Raw genomic sequence first — 12,900 nt, 5'->3', positions numbered from 1 at the left:
GGCAGGTTCACACCCGCATCGGCATCACGACATAGACAGCGCTGGTGTCGTTGCCTTCACGCATCAGCGTGGGGTCACCGGACGAGTTGAACATGAACACGGCGTTTTCGCGATCAACCTGACTGGCAATCTCCAGCAGGTATTTCGCGTTGAACCCGATCTCCAGCCGCTCGTCGCCATAGGCCACGGCCAGTTCTTCTTCGGCGGCGCCGCTGTCGGGGGCGTTCACGGACAGGATCAAGCGATCCTCATCCAGTGTCAGTTTGACGGCGCGCGAGCGTTCCGAGCTGACAGTCGCCACACGATCAACCGCTTTGGCGAATTCGGCGGCGTCCACCTCTAGTTTGCGGGTGTTGCCCTGCGGGATGACGCGGGTGTAGTCGGGGAAGGTGCCGTCAATCACCTTGGAGGTTAGGGTGATGTCGGGTGTGGCAAACCGCACCTTGGTTTCGCTGACCGACACTGCGATTTTCATGTCATCGTCTTCCAGCAATTTCCGCAGTTCGCCCACGGTTTTGCGGGGCACGATCACACCGGGCATATCCGCCGCACCTTCGGGCAAGTCCGCGTCGATCCGGGCCAGACGATGACCGTCCGTCGCCACGCAGCGCAGAACCTTGCCGCCTTCGGCATCGGCGACATGCATGTAAACGCCGTTCAGGTAATAACGGGTTTCTTCGGTGGAAATGGCAAATTTCGACTTGTCGAACAGACGGCGCAAAACCGGGGCCGGGGCGCTGAAATTGCTGCTGTATTCCGACGAGGCCATCACCGGAAAATCTTCTTTCGGGAGGGTCGCAAGATTGAAGTTCGAGCGCCCAGCCTCAACCGTCAGGCGGCCCGCGGCGCTATCGTCGGTCAAGGTGACAAGCGCACCATCGGGCAGCTTTCGCACAATTTCATGCAGGGTCACCGCGCTTACGGTTGTCGCGCCGGCCCGTTCGACCTGTGCGAGGGCCTTATCAACCACTTCGATATCCAGATCGGTCGCGCGAAAATGCACCGACTCGCCTTCGGCTTCGATCAAAACATTTGCAAGAATTGGAATGGTGTTGCGCCGCTCGACGACGGATTGCGCCTGCGACACGGCCTTGAGCAGTGTCCCGCGTTCAATGCTGAGTTTCATGCCCTCGCTCCCTGCAAATGGGTCACCGGCTTTGTGCCGGAGGGGCACGTTAGCAACTTCCCCTTTCGGCTCAAGCCTTTTGTTGTGTTTTGAGTGCTAAATGCCTGAGCGTCAAGTGCAGCCCGGCCTTAGGGCCACGCTGCATCTAAGAAGCTTGCAAAGCAATAACATATCAACTTTCCAAGGTGCGCCGCAGAATTTCAAGATCTTCGGAAATCTGAGCATCCTGAACCTGCAACTCGTCGATGCGTTTGACGCCATGCATCACGGTGGTGTGGTCGCGGCCCCCAAACCGGCGCCCAATCTCGGGCAACGAGCGGCTGGTCATTTGCTTGCACAGATACATTGCCACCTGCCGCGGGCGCGCAAAGGCGCGCAAGCGTTTCGGGCCAATCATATCGCTCAGGCGGATATTATAGTGGTCCGCAACTTGCCGCTGAATTTCCTCGACACTGACTTTGCGTTCTGACGCCCGCAGCACATCAGCCAGACAGTCTTGCGTCAGTTCCAATGTAATCTCATGTCCAACCAGTGATGCAAAGGCGAACAGCCGGGTTAGCGCCCCTTCCAGAACACGCACGTTCGAGCTGATCCGATGGGCGAGAAATTCCAAAACACCGTCGGCCAATTGAAGGCCCGGATAGGTTTTGGCAAACTGTTCGGATTTGGATTGCAGAATGCCCAAGCGCAATTCGTAATCCGTTGGATGCAGGTCAACCACAAGGCCACACTGCAGGCGCGACTTGATACGGTCTTCCAGATTGGCAATCTCACCGGGGGCACGATCACCCGAGATGATGATTTGTTTGTTATGGTCAACCAAGGCGTTGAATGTGTGAAAAAATTCTTCTTGCGTGCTATCCTTGCCAGCGATGAATTGAACATCGTCAACCATCAGCACATCAACCGAGCGGAACAGTTCCTTGAAATCCATCATCTTGCGGTCGCGCAACGCTTGAACAAAGCGATACATGAACTGCTCGGCCGACAGATACAGCACGTTGATGTCCGGTCGGCGGCTTTTCAACTCCCACGAAATGGCGTGCATGAGGTGGGTCTTACCAAGTCCAACACCCCCGTAAAGAAACAGCGGGTTAAATGTGACGGGGCCACCCTCGGCAACACGCTTGGCAGCGGCATGGGCCAACTCGTTCGGTTTCCCAACCACAAAGGTGTCAAACGTGAACCGTGCATCCAAAGGCGCTGTATTCAGGCGCGTATCAAAGGCCGACGGCTTTTCAGCAGTGGCCACGGCCGCTGGCGTGTCTTGGCTTGGGCTGGCAGGTTCGTTTGCTGAATGGTTGGCGGACGGTTTACCGCTCATGCTGGCCGCGCTGAACTTGACCCGCCTGATCTCGGGCGCAACCCTGTTCATCTGGTACAAGATCAGATCACCGAAGTTTTGCGACACATAATTGCCAAGAAAACTGGTCGGAACCGAGAACGTAGCGACACCTTCTGAAACATCCGACAGCTCAAGAGGTTCGATCCAGTTCGCGTAGTTGTTCTTGCCGATCGTTTTGAGGAGCTCTTGTTTCAGTTGGCCCCATTGTTCTTGCGTCATTACTGTCCCGTCCCGTGCTCTTCGCGTTATCCATTGCCCGCGCGTGTCACGCGCCGGTCGTGTGCGATCGCCTTGGGCCGTCGACAAAACAATACTGCTTAGCTCCGTTGTCGAAGACAACGGATCAAAGACCTGTTCGAGGCTCAACTTATCAATAGACACAATGGCGTGCTGATTGATGCCCGTCCCCATACGGCTGCAATATACATACCATCACTTTACGTATCGTGGACGTCACGCGAAACGGTCGAAATCCGTTTGCGCGCCCGGCAGTGACCCAGACCATTTGGCCTTGATCGCCGATTGTCCCCCCAAGCGTGAATCGCAGGCTAAAGCTAGCAATTTGTAGCGCATTGCGGCAACTGTTCTTAGCGCTTGACATGACGTTTGCGTGAAAAGAATCTCTTGGGTGTTTCCAAGAAGCGCACACAAAAAAAAGCGCCGGTTCGACCGGCGCCTTTGGTATCAATGATTTAGCCCGAAAGCTTTAGCCAAGCGCCTTCACGCGGGCGGCCAAGCGCGATATTTTGCGCGAGGCGGTATTCTTGTGGAAGACACCCTTGGTGACGCCACGCATCAATTCGGGCTGGGCATTGCGGAGGGCGGTCTGGGCCGCGTCCTTGTCACCCGAGGCCAGCGCCTCTTCGACTTTGCGCAGGTAGGTACGGATGCGCGAACGACGGGCTTTGTTCACTGCATAGCGGCTTGCATTCTGGCGCGCGCGCTTTTTGGACTGGGGCGTATTTGCCATTTAAATCAGACCTCTTTCAGGTTTGCGTTGTCTTAAAGCGCGTCGCGAACCTACAGGCCGGCACCTAAAGATACCGTAACTGATTCTGGCCAAAGCGGGCCGCACGCGCATGTATAACGCAGCCCTATAGAGCAGTTTCGCAGGCTTGCAAAGCCGAATCTGGCCAGTCTGCGCACAGGCAGCCCTGTCTTGGCGTGGTTCGAAAGGTGCGAAATGGCAGCGCGTTTCGCACAAAACGCAAAAGGGACGCACCAGTCAGGCGCGCCCCTTCAAGCCCAAAACGCCACAAGATCACTTGTCGCGGAACTGGGGCTCTCGTTTTTCGACGAAGGCGGCCATGCCTTCAGATTGGTCTTCAGTCGCGAAAAGTGAATGAAACACCCGACGTTCGAACAGCAGACCTTCACGCAAGGTCGTCTCATAAGAGCGGTTCACCGATTCCTTGACCGCCATCACGGTGATCATGGATTTTTCAGCGATCTTGTCGGCCGCGCTGCGGGCTTCTTCCATCAGCTTCTTGACGGGCACAACCCGGCTCACCAGACCCGATCTTTCAGCCTCTTCCGCGTCCATGAAGCGGCCCGTCAGGTTCATGTCCATCGCCTTGGACTTACCGACAAAGCGGGTCAGACGTTGGCTGCCACCAAGGCCCGCCATAACACCAAGGTTAATCTCGGGCTGGCCAAACTTGGCGGTATCCGATGCGATGATGAAATCACACATCATAGCCAACTCGCAGCCACCGCCAAGCGCATATCCCGACACCGCGCCGATGATAGGTTTGCGAATGCCCATGATGGCATCGCTTTCGGATCCGAAAAGGTCTTCGGTGAACACATCGACAAAACCCTTGCCGCTCATCATCTTGATATCGGCCCCGGCGGCAAACGCCTTTTCCGAGCCGGTCAGGATGATGCAACGCACCTTGGCATTCGTCTGTGCCTCTTTCAACGCCTTGCACAGCTCGGTCATGAGCTGATCGTTCAGCGCATTTAGAGCATCAGGGCGATTGAGTTTTATGAGGGCGACGTGGTCTTCTATTTCGACGATGATCGTCTCATAGGCCATGAAATCTGCTTTCGCTTGTTTCTGTCAGGACCGATTCCTTATCACGGTCTGCGGCTGGATCAACCTCATCTTTGGCAGGAAGGACAATAGAAACTGGACCGCCCCGACTGAACGACGCGGCGGATCGTGTCGGAGCAGCCCGTGGTCCGACATGGCTGCGCTTCGCGGTCGTACACATCGAAACTGTGTTGAAAATAACCAAGTTCTCCGTCTGCCTGCCGAAAATCACGCAGCGATGATCCACCCGCAGAAATGGCATCGCGCAGCACATCGCGGATGATCGGGACAAGCGATTCCGCCCGCATCCGCGAAATGTTGCTGGCGCGCCGTTTTGGCGAAATCCCGGCCCGATATAGCGTTTCGCACACATATATATTGCCAAGCCCCGCAACGATTCGCTGATCCAACAGGGCCGATTTGATCGGCGTTTTTCGGAATTTCAGGGCCTCGGCCAGATAGGAGGGGTAAAACGCATTCCCCAATGGCTCGGGGCCCAGCTTGGCCAAAAGCGGGTGCATGTCTGCGGTGGACGTCTCTATCAGGTCCATCGCCCCAAAGCGGCGCGGATCGTTGAAGGTGATGCGCGCGCCGTTCGACATATCCAGCACAACATGATCATGCTTTTCCGGCGCAGGGTGATCGTGATGAAACCGGCCCAAGGGATCACCCGAAACGGTCATGCGGCCCGACATGCCAAGGTGAACCAAAAGGGTCTCGCCACTCGACAGATCGGCCAGAACATATTTCGACCGCCTGCGCAGTGCTTGCACGGTTTGGCCGGTCAGGCGCTGCGCCATGTTTTCCGGGAAAGGCCAACGCAGATCGGGGCGGTTGACCTGCGCGCAGATGATCTGCGCCCCTTCCATGGCAGGGGCAAGGCCGCGGCGCACTGTCTCAACCTCGGGCAATTCGGGCATTTGCTGCATCCTGTGACAAATGGGGCGCATTGTAACCACCCCCAAGCGCCCTATAAGAAGGGCGTGAGCGATCAACGGCAAGCCCCGAGGCAACAATGACCGAGAAAACCACCCATTTCGGATTTCAGGACGTGCCAGAGGGCGAAAAGGCGGGCCGCGTGCGCGGCGTCTTTGGCTCGGTCGCGTCGAAATACGACGTTATGAACGATGCTATGTCTTTCGGTATTCACCGTGTCTGGAAAGATGCGATGATGGATTGGCTGGCCCCGCGCCCCGGCCAGCGGCTGCTGGATGTGGCGGGCGGCACGGGCGACATCAGCTTTCGCTTTCTGAAACGTGCGGGTCACGGCCATGCCACGGTGCTGGACCTGACCGAACCGATGCTGGTCGAGGGCCGCAAACGCGCCGAGGCAGCAGCCATGGCCGACAGTCTGGATTGGGTCGCAGGCGATGCAATGGCCCTGCCGTTCGAGAATAACAGCTTTGATGTCTACACCATCAGTTTCGGCATCCGGAACGTCACCCGCCCGCAGGAAGCCCTGAACGAAGCCTTTCGCGTGCTAAAGCCCGGCGGGCGGCTGATGGTGCTGGAATTCAGCCAGATCCCCAATGACCTGATGCAGCGCGCCTATGATCTGTATTCGTTCAATATCATCCCGCGCATGGGGCAGGCGATTGCGGGCGACCGGGACAGCTATCAATATCTGGTCGAATCGATCCGCAAATTTCCCGATCAGGAAACGTTTCTGGGCATGGTCCGCACCGCCGGGTTTGAAAACGCCAAGTATCGCAACCTAAGCATGGGCATTGCCTGTTTGCATTCCGGCTGGAAGATCTGAGGATGCGTGGACCCCACAACATTCTGCGCCTGATCCGCACCGGCGCAACGCTGGAACGCACGGGCGCAATGGGCGTCGTGATGGAAGCCATGGACGCGCCGCCGCAGGTGCGGGCGATCATGCGGTTTCTGGCTTGGCCGTTCCAATGGCTGGGCTATCGCGGCAACCCGGATATGCCACCGGCCACGCGTGCACTTTCGGCGCTGGGTCCGGCCTACATCAAGTTCGGGCAAATTCTATCGACCCGGCCCGATCTGGTGGGCGATGAGTTGGCCATGCAATTGCGCGTCCTGCAGGACAAGCTGCCACCTTTTCCGGTGGATGTGGCCAAGCGCTCGGTCGAAGAGCAGCTGGGCAAGCCCGTGGAAGATGTTTTCGATGAATTCAGCCCACCGGTGGCAGCGGCCTCGATTGCGCAGGTGCATAAGGCCCGGCTTCGCGAAACCGGCGAGGCGGTGGCCATCAAGGTGCTGCGCCCCGGCATCGAAAAGGCGTTTCGCACCGATATCGACGCGTTCTATTTCGCCGCGCGCATGATCGAAGTGCTGTCGCCCGCTTCACGGCGGTTGCGGCCCACCGATGTGATCGCGCATTTCGAAGGCGTGGTCATGGGCGAGCTGGATTTGCGGCTTGAGGCATCATCAGCCAGCGAGTTCGCCGCCAACACCAACGGGGATGAAGGATTCAAGCTGCCAGCCATCAAATGGCCCCTGTCAGGACGCCAGGTTATGACCATGGGCTGGGCCGATGGCGCGCCTTTGGGCGATAACGCCGCGCTGGATGCCGCAGGGCATGATCGCGTCGCGCTGGGCGAGCGGGTTTTGCAACTGTTTCTCAGCCATGCACTGCGCGACGGGTATTTCCATGCCGACATGCATCAGGGCAATCTCAAGGTCGCGCCAACTGGCGAGATCATTGCTTATGATTTCGGGATCATGGGGCATATCGATGAGTATACACGCAAAGTATATGCAGAAATCCTGTATGGGTTCATCAAGCGGGATTACCGGCGTGTGGCCGAAGTGCATTTCGAGGCCGGATATGTGCCACCCGATCGCGATGTAAACGAGTTTGCCCGCGCCCTGCGCGCCGTGGGTGAGCCGATTTTCGGTATGGACGCCACCCAGATCTCGATGGGCAGTCTGCTAAGCTACCTGTTCGAGGTCACGGAACGGTTTGGCATGGAAACACGGACCGAGCTGATTTTGCTGCAACGCACGATGGTGGTGGTCGAAGGTGTCGCGCGGTCATTAAGTCCGCAGATTAACATCTGGCAAGTCGCCCGCCCGGTGGTTGAGGATTACATTCGCAAGAATATCGGCCCGCGCGCCGTCGTCCACGATTTGCAAAAAACCCTGGCAGTGCTTGCGCGCTATGGTCCGCGCCTGCCGGGGATCGTGGAAAACGCACTGATCCGGCAGTCCATGCCGCTTGAACCGCCGCGCGCCCCAAATCGCCTGTCGCCTGCTATCTGGGCCGTGGGCGGGGCTGGATTGGGCGGCGCAGCCGTGCTGGTCGCGCTTTTGCTGGGCTGACTCACACAATCCATAGCGCGAAAAAGTGACACTCTGCACAAACAGGCATGGAAATTTCCTAGAGGCGAGTTGTTGTTTGGCGGCCTCACCGCTAGGGTGCAAATCTAAAGATCTACTTGGAGTGGCAGAGTGACGCGTTTTTCCAACAGGTTTGCCCTCGCTGCGGCTGTGGCACTGTGCCCGGTTCTGGCGGCAGCCGATAACCTGACAACGACTGTAACCAACAGCTACGGTGTGCCGGGTGGGCTTATTGACATGCCGACGGCAGAAATGGCCCCCGATGGGCAACTGTCGGCAACAGCATTTTATTTTGACGGTTTCGGGCGCAGCACGCTGTCGTTTCAAATCACGCCGTGGCTAAGTGGCAGTTTTCGCTACGCAGGAACCAAAGACCTGACGCCACAGTTTTCAACCTACTACGACCGCAGTTTCGATCTGAAATTACGGCTGTTGAAGGAAGGCACATACACCCCCGCAGTGGCCATCGGCTTGCAGGATTTTCTAGGCACCGGTCTTTTGGGGTCGGAATATCTTGTCGCCAGCAAATCGTTTGGCGACCGCCTGACCGTGTCCGGCGGTTTTGGCTGGGGGCGTTTGGGGTCGCGCAATAACTTTGACGGGTTTGGCACACGCGATCCGTTCAGTTTTGCCGGTATCGGCACGGGCGGCGATGTCGATACCTCGAACTGGTTTCGCGGCGATATTGGCGTATTTGGCGGGTTCACCTATGACATCACGGACCGGCTCTCGTTTGCGGCTGAATATTCATCCGACGGATATGATATCGAACAGGCGGCGGGCGTGTTTCGGCGCAGTTCGCCCTATAATTTCGGCCTGACCTACAAATTAACGCCAGATGCCAACCTGCGGGTGTATTCGCTCTATGGCAACGAGGTGGGCGTCAGCCTGTCCTTCGGCCTCAACCCCAAGAACATGCCCGTTCCCGGTGGGACCGAACAGGCACCGCTTCCGGTGGCCGTCAGAGACCCGGACGCCGCGCGCGATCTGGGGTGGTCGGTGCAGCCAACCGCCCGCAAAGCACTGTCAGAACAGTTGCAGGAGATGCTGGCCACAGACCAACTGGACCTTGTCGGGCTAGAGATAAGCGGCACAACGGCACATGTGGCGATTAACAATCCCACCTATGATCAACCCGCGCAGGCGATTGGCCGAACCGCGCGTATCATGACGCGGGCCCTGCCCGCCTCGGTCGAGACGTTTCATATCACGTTTTCCGATATGGGCGGCATGCCAAGCACCACCGTCAGCTTCAAGCGCAGCGATCTGGAAAGGTTGGAACACGCCTCGGCAGATCAGGCGTTGGCGGCAGCCAGTTTTGATGACAGCCTGCGGTTCGGCGGCTTGCCGGCCCCCGTGGCCGACCGTTTTCCCCGCTACAACTGGTCGATTTCACCGTTCACCCGCATCAGCCTGTTTGACCCCGACAACCCTGTTCGGGCCGACGTGGCGCTGCGGTTTCAGGCACAGGCCGAATTGGGACAAGGCTGGGTGGCAGATGGCGGCATATCGGTCAAATTGTTCGGCAATCTGGACAAGACCACCCAGACCAGCGATTCACGCTTGCCACGCGTCCGGTCGGACGCCGCGATTTACGCGCGCGAGGATGGTCCGCGTCTGGATTGGCTGACACTCAGCAAATATCATCGCCTTGCGCCAGATGTCTTTGCCCGCGCCACGGTGGGATACCTTGAACAGATGTACGCCGGGGCATCGGCCGAAGTCTTGTGGCGCCCGCTGAACAGCCGCTTAGCCGTCGGCGGCGAAGTGAACTATGTGCAGCCGCGCGATTTCGATGGTGGTTTCGGATTGCGCAGCCGTCGCACCGTCAGCGGCACAATCCCCGAATTCAACGGTCATGCCTCGATCTATTACGATTTCGGCAACGGATTTCACGGCCAATTGGATGCAGGCCGGTATCTGGCCGGTGATTGGGGGGCCACGATTTCGCTGGATCGCGAATTTGAAAACGGCTGGCGCGTCGGGGCCTTCGCCACGAAGACCGACGTTTCGTCGCAGGACTTTGGCGAAGGCTCGTTCGACAAGGGCATCCGGATAACTGCGCCTTTGTCGTGGCTTTTGGGAAAACCGTCACGACAAGCCCCAACCGCGGTGATCCGCTCTTTGACGCGGGACGGTGGCCAGCGCCTGAATGTGCGCGGGCGCTTGTATGACACCGTGCGCCCGTCACGGCAGACCGATATCGCTGACAGCTGGGGGAAATTCTGGAGATGACCGTGACATGCACGACTCGACTGGCCCTTTTCGGCTGTGTTGCCCTTTTGACCGCATGCAGCAATACGCAAGGCGATGAAAACGTATTCACCGTTGGCAAAGCGCTGTATCAGAACATGAAAACCGAGGCGACCACAGAGCCAGACCCGAATGCCGTAGCGCAAGTGGCCCAACATGCCTTGGCCAATAGCGACGGGGCGCTGGCCATCTATCGCTTGGAAAAGCGCAAAGCGGTCGCGGTCATCCGCCCGATTGCGGACAACGGCGCCTATCGAAGCTGGGCCTCTTATGGCGTATCCGACCGACGCAGCGTGAGTAGTCGAAATGGTATTCTGACCTCAACCCGCGGGCTTGGGAATGATCTGATATCCTCGGACCTGTCGGCCCTGCTGAGCTTGGTCGCAGATCGCAAAGAAGGGGAAGCCCAGATTGAACAGCGGTATCTGGATGGTGAAAACCAGATTGTCACCATTGCATCGGATTGCACCGTAACGCGCGGTGATCGCGCGCATTTCGCCACCCCGGTGGAGCCACATGTGCACGTGACGCGAATGACGGCGGCGTGCAATCAAGACACGCAGACTGTGAACAACTGGTATCTGGTGACCGATTCCGGCGACATTGTGCAGTCTCGGCATTGGGCCGGGCCAGATTTTGGATACAGCACGCTACAGCGCCTAAGGTAAATTCCGATACACAAACGGGCCCTTAAAAAGGGCCCGTTTATTCATGTCAGAAACTGAAGTTACAGCTTGGAATTCAGTTTCAGTACGATGTGACGGTTGTCGGAGTGCCATCGCTACCCGACGCCGCAACGGCACCAACAAGAATGACACCGCCGATGATGGCCAGCGTGGTCCCGGCGCCAGCGCCGGCCAGGGCGAAGGACGGCACGGCACCTTGGGTGGACACAAACGGATCTGCATTCACGTTGGCTTTGGATTCTTCAGCAACAACCGGAGCGGCAGTTGCAACAGCGATGGAAGCTGCGGCTGCGATCGACAAAAACTTATTCATAACACTCTCCAATCCATGGATGGGCAATTTACACCTCAAAGAGGACTGGCTTCAGTATGTCACACGAGACTATGAAAACAACATGAATTCATGTGTATTTCCCCAAAAAGCTGTGTTTTGCGTATTTTTACAACAACAAAATGCTCAACCAAACGCACGAATCACGGTTGTGACGCTTGCGTCAAACATATCTGCTCTGCCTGTGCCGCAGACCGGGCCCTTCTGTCGCCGCGTTCGTATCGCCACAAGCAATAGGCGAGCATGCGCCAGTGATACCATGGCGCAAGAACACGATATCGCGCCACTGTGTCGGCACAAGGGTAGCTGACAAGAAAGGCCTCTCTTTCCACCGGGCTAAGCGCGTGACCGCGATAGGTCATCTGCATCGCAGGCGACAGAAAAATGGCCAAATCATTGCAGGGATCGCCGATGGCGGGACATTGCCAATCAATGTACTGAACATCCCCATCAAGCACGATCATATTGCCGGGCACGGGATCACCATGCAAAAGCATTCGGCGTTCGGAAGGTGCCACCGGTAGACCGGACGGGGCGAGGCTGGCGGCGGCCCGGGCAGCGTTCGAGGTGCACCGATCAAGGATGGCGCAGGTTTGGTCCGTCAGCGCGGCGCTGCCGTCCGGGGCACACGGCAACCCATCGGGCGCGGCGACATGATGCAAGCGATACAGCGACCGCGCCGCCATAGCGACGCCCGTTGTCCAGTTGGCCCCAGAAATATACCGGTACACAAGACACGGGCCATCGGACGTCTTAAAGGCATCCAGTATCCGTGGAGCGATGTCATGACCGGCCAGCCAATTCAGCATCTTGCCTTCCACATCAGGGTTGTTGTGAAACAACGGATTGTCCGTGGCGGGCGCGTAAAGTTTGACGACGACAAAGCGACCGTGTTGCGTTTCCACGCGCCATGCGCGGTTCGTTCGCCCGCCGGAAAGGGGCTGCCAGTCGCCCCCGATGTCCAAGACGCCCCGTTCCTCGATCTGCCGACGCAGCCTTTCAACTAACGCCGGATCGGTATGTTGGGGTGAAGCCGTCATGAAAAGCATGGCACCTTGACGTGTAAGGAACGCCGGACGCTAGGCCACCACGTTGATCGAGGCAAGGGCGCTTAGCCGTCCGGCGCGCGCAAGCTGAGGATTTTCTCAGATGCCACCTCTTGCCCGCCGTCCATCACCAAGGTGATTTGACCATCGGCATTGCGGGCTTCCACTATCCGTCCATGCACCTGCACCGGACTGTCAGACAGATGTTGACCACTGTTGAATGATGCAAGTTCAGCCGTATAACGCCCTTCCGGCAACGGAACCCCGGCGGCGTCGACACCTGTCCAAATCGCTTGGTCAACCTGTGGAGCAACATCAATCAGTTGCACGACGGTTCCGTTTGCGTCCGAGACCACCAACTGCGCGGCATCCGCCAGCTTATCCGGCGTCAACGTCAGGGTAACCGGTGTGCCATCGAACTGCACAGGCACTTGCGCGCGCGCCTCCATTCCGACCCACCCGGAAAGCTGCGCCATGCCCATCGCGCCCATCCTGTCACCCAAAGATTCGAGTAACTGATTGGTGCGCACCTGTTGTTCCACATTCGAAAACGTCGCCAATTGCACCGCGAAATCGGCCGATTCAACCGGGTTTAAAGGATCTTGATTGCGCATTTGGGCTGTCAACATCTTGAGAAACGTTTCAAAATCCGAACTTAGCGCAGGCTTTTCAGACCCAGAATTAGTAGTGCTGTTCGAACCGCCGGTGGCGGGTTGTGGATTGGTTGTTGGCGCAGGTGTTTGTGTAACTGTATCCATAATTTCTG

The 12,900-nt window shown here is 57.8% G+C and carries 12 protein-coding genes; 4 read left to right on the top strand and 8 right to left on the bottom strand.

The window, feature by feature from the left end; translation table 11 throughout:
- Window positions 1–7: 7 nt before the first annotated feature.
- From dnaN to mutM, 5 genes are all read right to left on the bottom strand, one after another.
- The gene (gene dnaN, locus HAT86_RS01875) at window positions 8–1,126 is read right to left on the bottom strand and encodes a DNA polymerase III subunit beta (RefSeq protein ID WP_167192892.1); all 1,119 of its coding nucleotides are present in this window, start codon (window positions 1,124–1,126) and stop codon (window positions 8–10) included.
- Between the two features lie 172 nt (window positions 1,127–1,298).
- On the bottom strand, window positions 1,299–2,690 hold the full coding sequence (dnaA, locus tag HAT86_RS01870) for a chromosomal replication initiator protein DnaA (protein ID WP_167192891.1): 1,392 nt from the start codon (window positions 2,688–2,690) through the stop codon (window positions 1,299–1,301).
- Between the two features lie 487 nt (window positions 2,691–3,177).
- Window positions 3,178–3,441 (bottom strand): 30S ribosomal protein S20, encoded by a 264-nt coding sequence (gene rpsT / locus HAT86_RS01865; protein WP_167192890.1) that lies wholly within the window; start codon window positions 3,439–3,441, stop codon window positions 3,178–3,180.
- A gap of 291 nt (window positions 3,442–3,732) precedes the next feature.
- Entirely contained in the window at window positions 3,733–4,509 is a 777-nt protein-coding gene (locus HAT86_RS01860; RefSeq protein ID WP_167192889.1) for an enoyl-CoA hydratase, read from the bottom strand.
- 65 nt (window positions 4,510–4,574) lie between these two features.
- Window positions 4,575–5,426: a bifunctional DNA-formamidopyrimidine glycosylase/DNA-(apurinic or apyrimidinic site) lyase gene (gene mutM / locus HAT86_RS01855; protein ID WP_167192888.1), complete on the bottom strand. Its 852-nt coding sequence runs from the start codon at window positions 5,424–5,426 to the stop codon at window positions 4,575–4,577.
- 95 nt (window positions 5,427–5,521) lie between these two features.
- On the opposite strand from mutM, the gene ubiE reads away from it, so the two are divergent.
- The 4 genes from ubiE (at window position 5,522) to HAT86_RS01835 (ending at window position 10,739) form a co-directional block, all read left to right on the top strand.
- A complete protein-coding gene (gene ubiE / locus HAT86_RS01850; RefSeq protein WP_167192887.1) occupies window positions 5,522–6,265 on the top strand; it encodes a bifunctional demethylmenaquinone methyltransferase/2-methoxy-6-polyprenyl-1,4-benzoquinol methylase UbiE in 744 nt (247 codons plus the stop codon).
- 2 nt (window positions 6,266–6,267) lie between these two features.
- Entirely contained in the window at window positions 6,268–7,800 is a 1,533-nt protein-coding gene (ubiB, locus tag HAT86_RS01845; RefSeq protein WP_167192886.1) for a 2-polyprenylphenol 6-hydroxylase, read from the top strand.
- A gap of 129 nt (window positions 7,801–7,929) precedes the next feature.
- Window positions 7,930–10,053: a YjbH domain-containing protein gene (locus tag HAT86_RS01840; RefSeq protein WP_167192885.1), complete on the top strand. Its 2,124-nt coding sequence runs from the start codon at window positions 7,930–7,932 to the stop codon at window positions 10,051–10,053.
- Complete coding sequence (locus HAT86_RS01835; protein ID WP_231125782.1) at window positions 10,050–10,739, top strand: YjbF family lipoprotein; 690 nt, start codon at window positions 10,050–10,052, stop codon at window positions 10,737–10,739. The genes HAT86_RS01840 and HAT86_RS01835 overlap by 4 nt, the downstream gene beginning before the upstream one ends.
- Window positions 10,740–10,818: 79 nt before the next feature.
- On the opposite strand, the gene HAT86_RS01830 is transcribed toward HAT86_RS01835, so the two are convergent.
- The 3 genes from HAT86_RS01830 to HAT86_RS01820 all read right to left on the bottom strand — a co-directional run bounded on the left by HAT86_RS01830 (window position 10,819) and on the right by HAT86_RS01820 (window position 12,892).
- Window positions 10,819–11,070: a hypothetical protein gene (locus tag HAT86_RS01830; RefSeq protein ID WP_167192884.1), complete on the bottom strand. Its 252-nt coding sequence runs from the start codon at window positions 11,068–11,070 to the stop codon at window positions 10,819–10,821.
- 161 nt (window positions 11,071–11,231) lie between these two features.
- A complete protein-coding gene (locus HAT86_RS01825; RefSeq protein WP_167192883.1) occupies window positions 11,232–12,128 on the bottom strand; it encodes a phosphotransferase in 897 nt (298 codons plus the stop codon).
- A gap of 71 nt (window positions 12,129–12,199) precedes the next feature.
- On the bottom strand, window positions 12,200–12,892 hold the full coding sequence (locus tag HAT86_RS01820) for a flagellar hook capping FlgD N-terminal domain-containing protein (RefSeq protein WP_167192882.1): 693 nt from the start codon (window positions 12,890–12,892) through the stop codon (window positions 12,200–12,202).
- Window positions 12,893–12,900 lie beyond the last annotated feature (8 nt).

The sequence above is a fragment of the Roseovarius gahaiensis genome (genome assembly GCF_011601345.1).
In the GTDB taxonomy this organism is placed as follows: Bacteria; Pseudomonadota; Alphaproteobacteria; order Rhodobacterales; family Rhodobacteraceae; genus Roseovarius; species Roseovarius gahaiensis.
This window is presented reverse-complemented; position numbering and strand designations above follow the sequence as displayed.

Bases quoted from the DNA above. Each gene is read 5' to 3' on its own strand.
- HAT86_RS01830 (WP_167192884.1), bottom strand. From the start codon at position 11,070: ATGAATAAGTTTTTGTCGATCGCAGCCGCAGCTTCCATCGCTGTTGCA.
- dnaN (WP_167192892.1), bottom strand. From the start codon at position 1,126: ATGAAACTCAGCATTGAACGCGGGACACTGCTCAAGGCCGTGTCGCAG.
- dnaA (WP_167192891.1), bottom strand. From the start codon at position 2,690: ATGACGCAAGAACAATGGGGCCAACTGAAACAAGAGCTCCTCAAAACG.
- HAT86_RS01825 (WP_167192883.1), bottom strand. From the start codon at position 12,128: ATGACGGCTTCACCCCAACATACCGATCCGGCGTTAGTTGAAAGGCTG.
- mutM (WP_167192888.1), bottom strand. From the start codon at position 5,426: ATGCCCGAATTGCCCGAGGTTGAGACAGTGCGCCGCGGCCTTGCCCCT.
- HAT86_RS01835 (WP_231125782.1), top strand. From the start codon at position 10,050: ATGACCGTGACATGCACGACTCGACTGGCCCTTTTCGGCTGTGTTGCC.
- rpsT (WP_167192890.1), bottom strand. From the start codon at position 3,441: ATGGCAAATACGCCCCAGTCCAAAAAGCGCGCGCGCCAGAATGCAAGC.
- ubiE (WP_167192887.1), top strand. From the start codon at position 5,522: ATGACCGAGAAAACCACCCATTTCGGATTTCAGGACGTGCCAGAGGGC.
- HAT86_RS01820 (WP_167192882.1), bottom strand. From the start codon at position 12,892: ATGGATACAGTTACACAAACACCTGCGCCAACAACCAATCCACAACCC.
- ubiB (WP_167192886.1), top strand. From the start codon at position 6,268: ATGCGTGGACCCCACAACATTCTGCGCCTGATCCGCACCGGCGCAACG.
- HAT86_RS01860 (WP_167192889.1), bottom strand. From the start codon at position 4,509: ATGGCCTATGAGACGATCATCGTCGAAATAGAAGACCACGTCGCCCTC.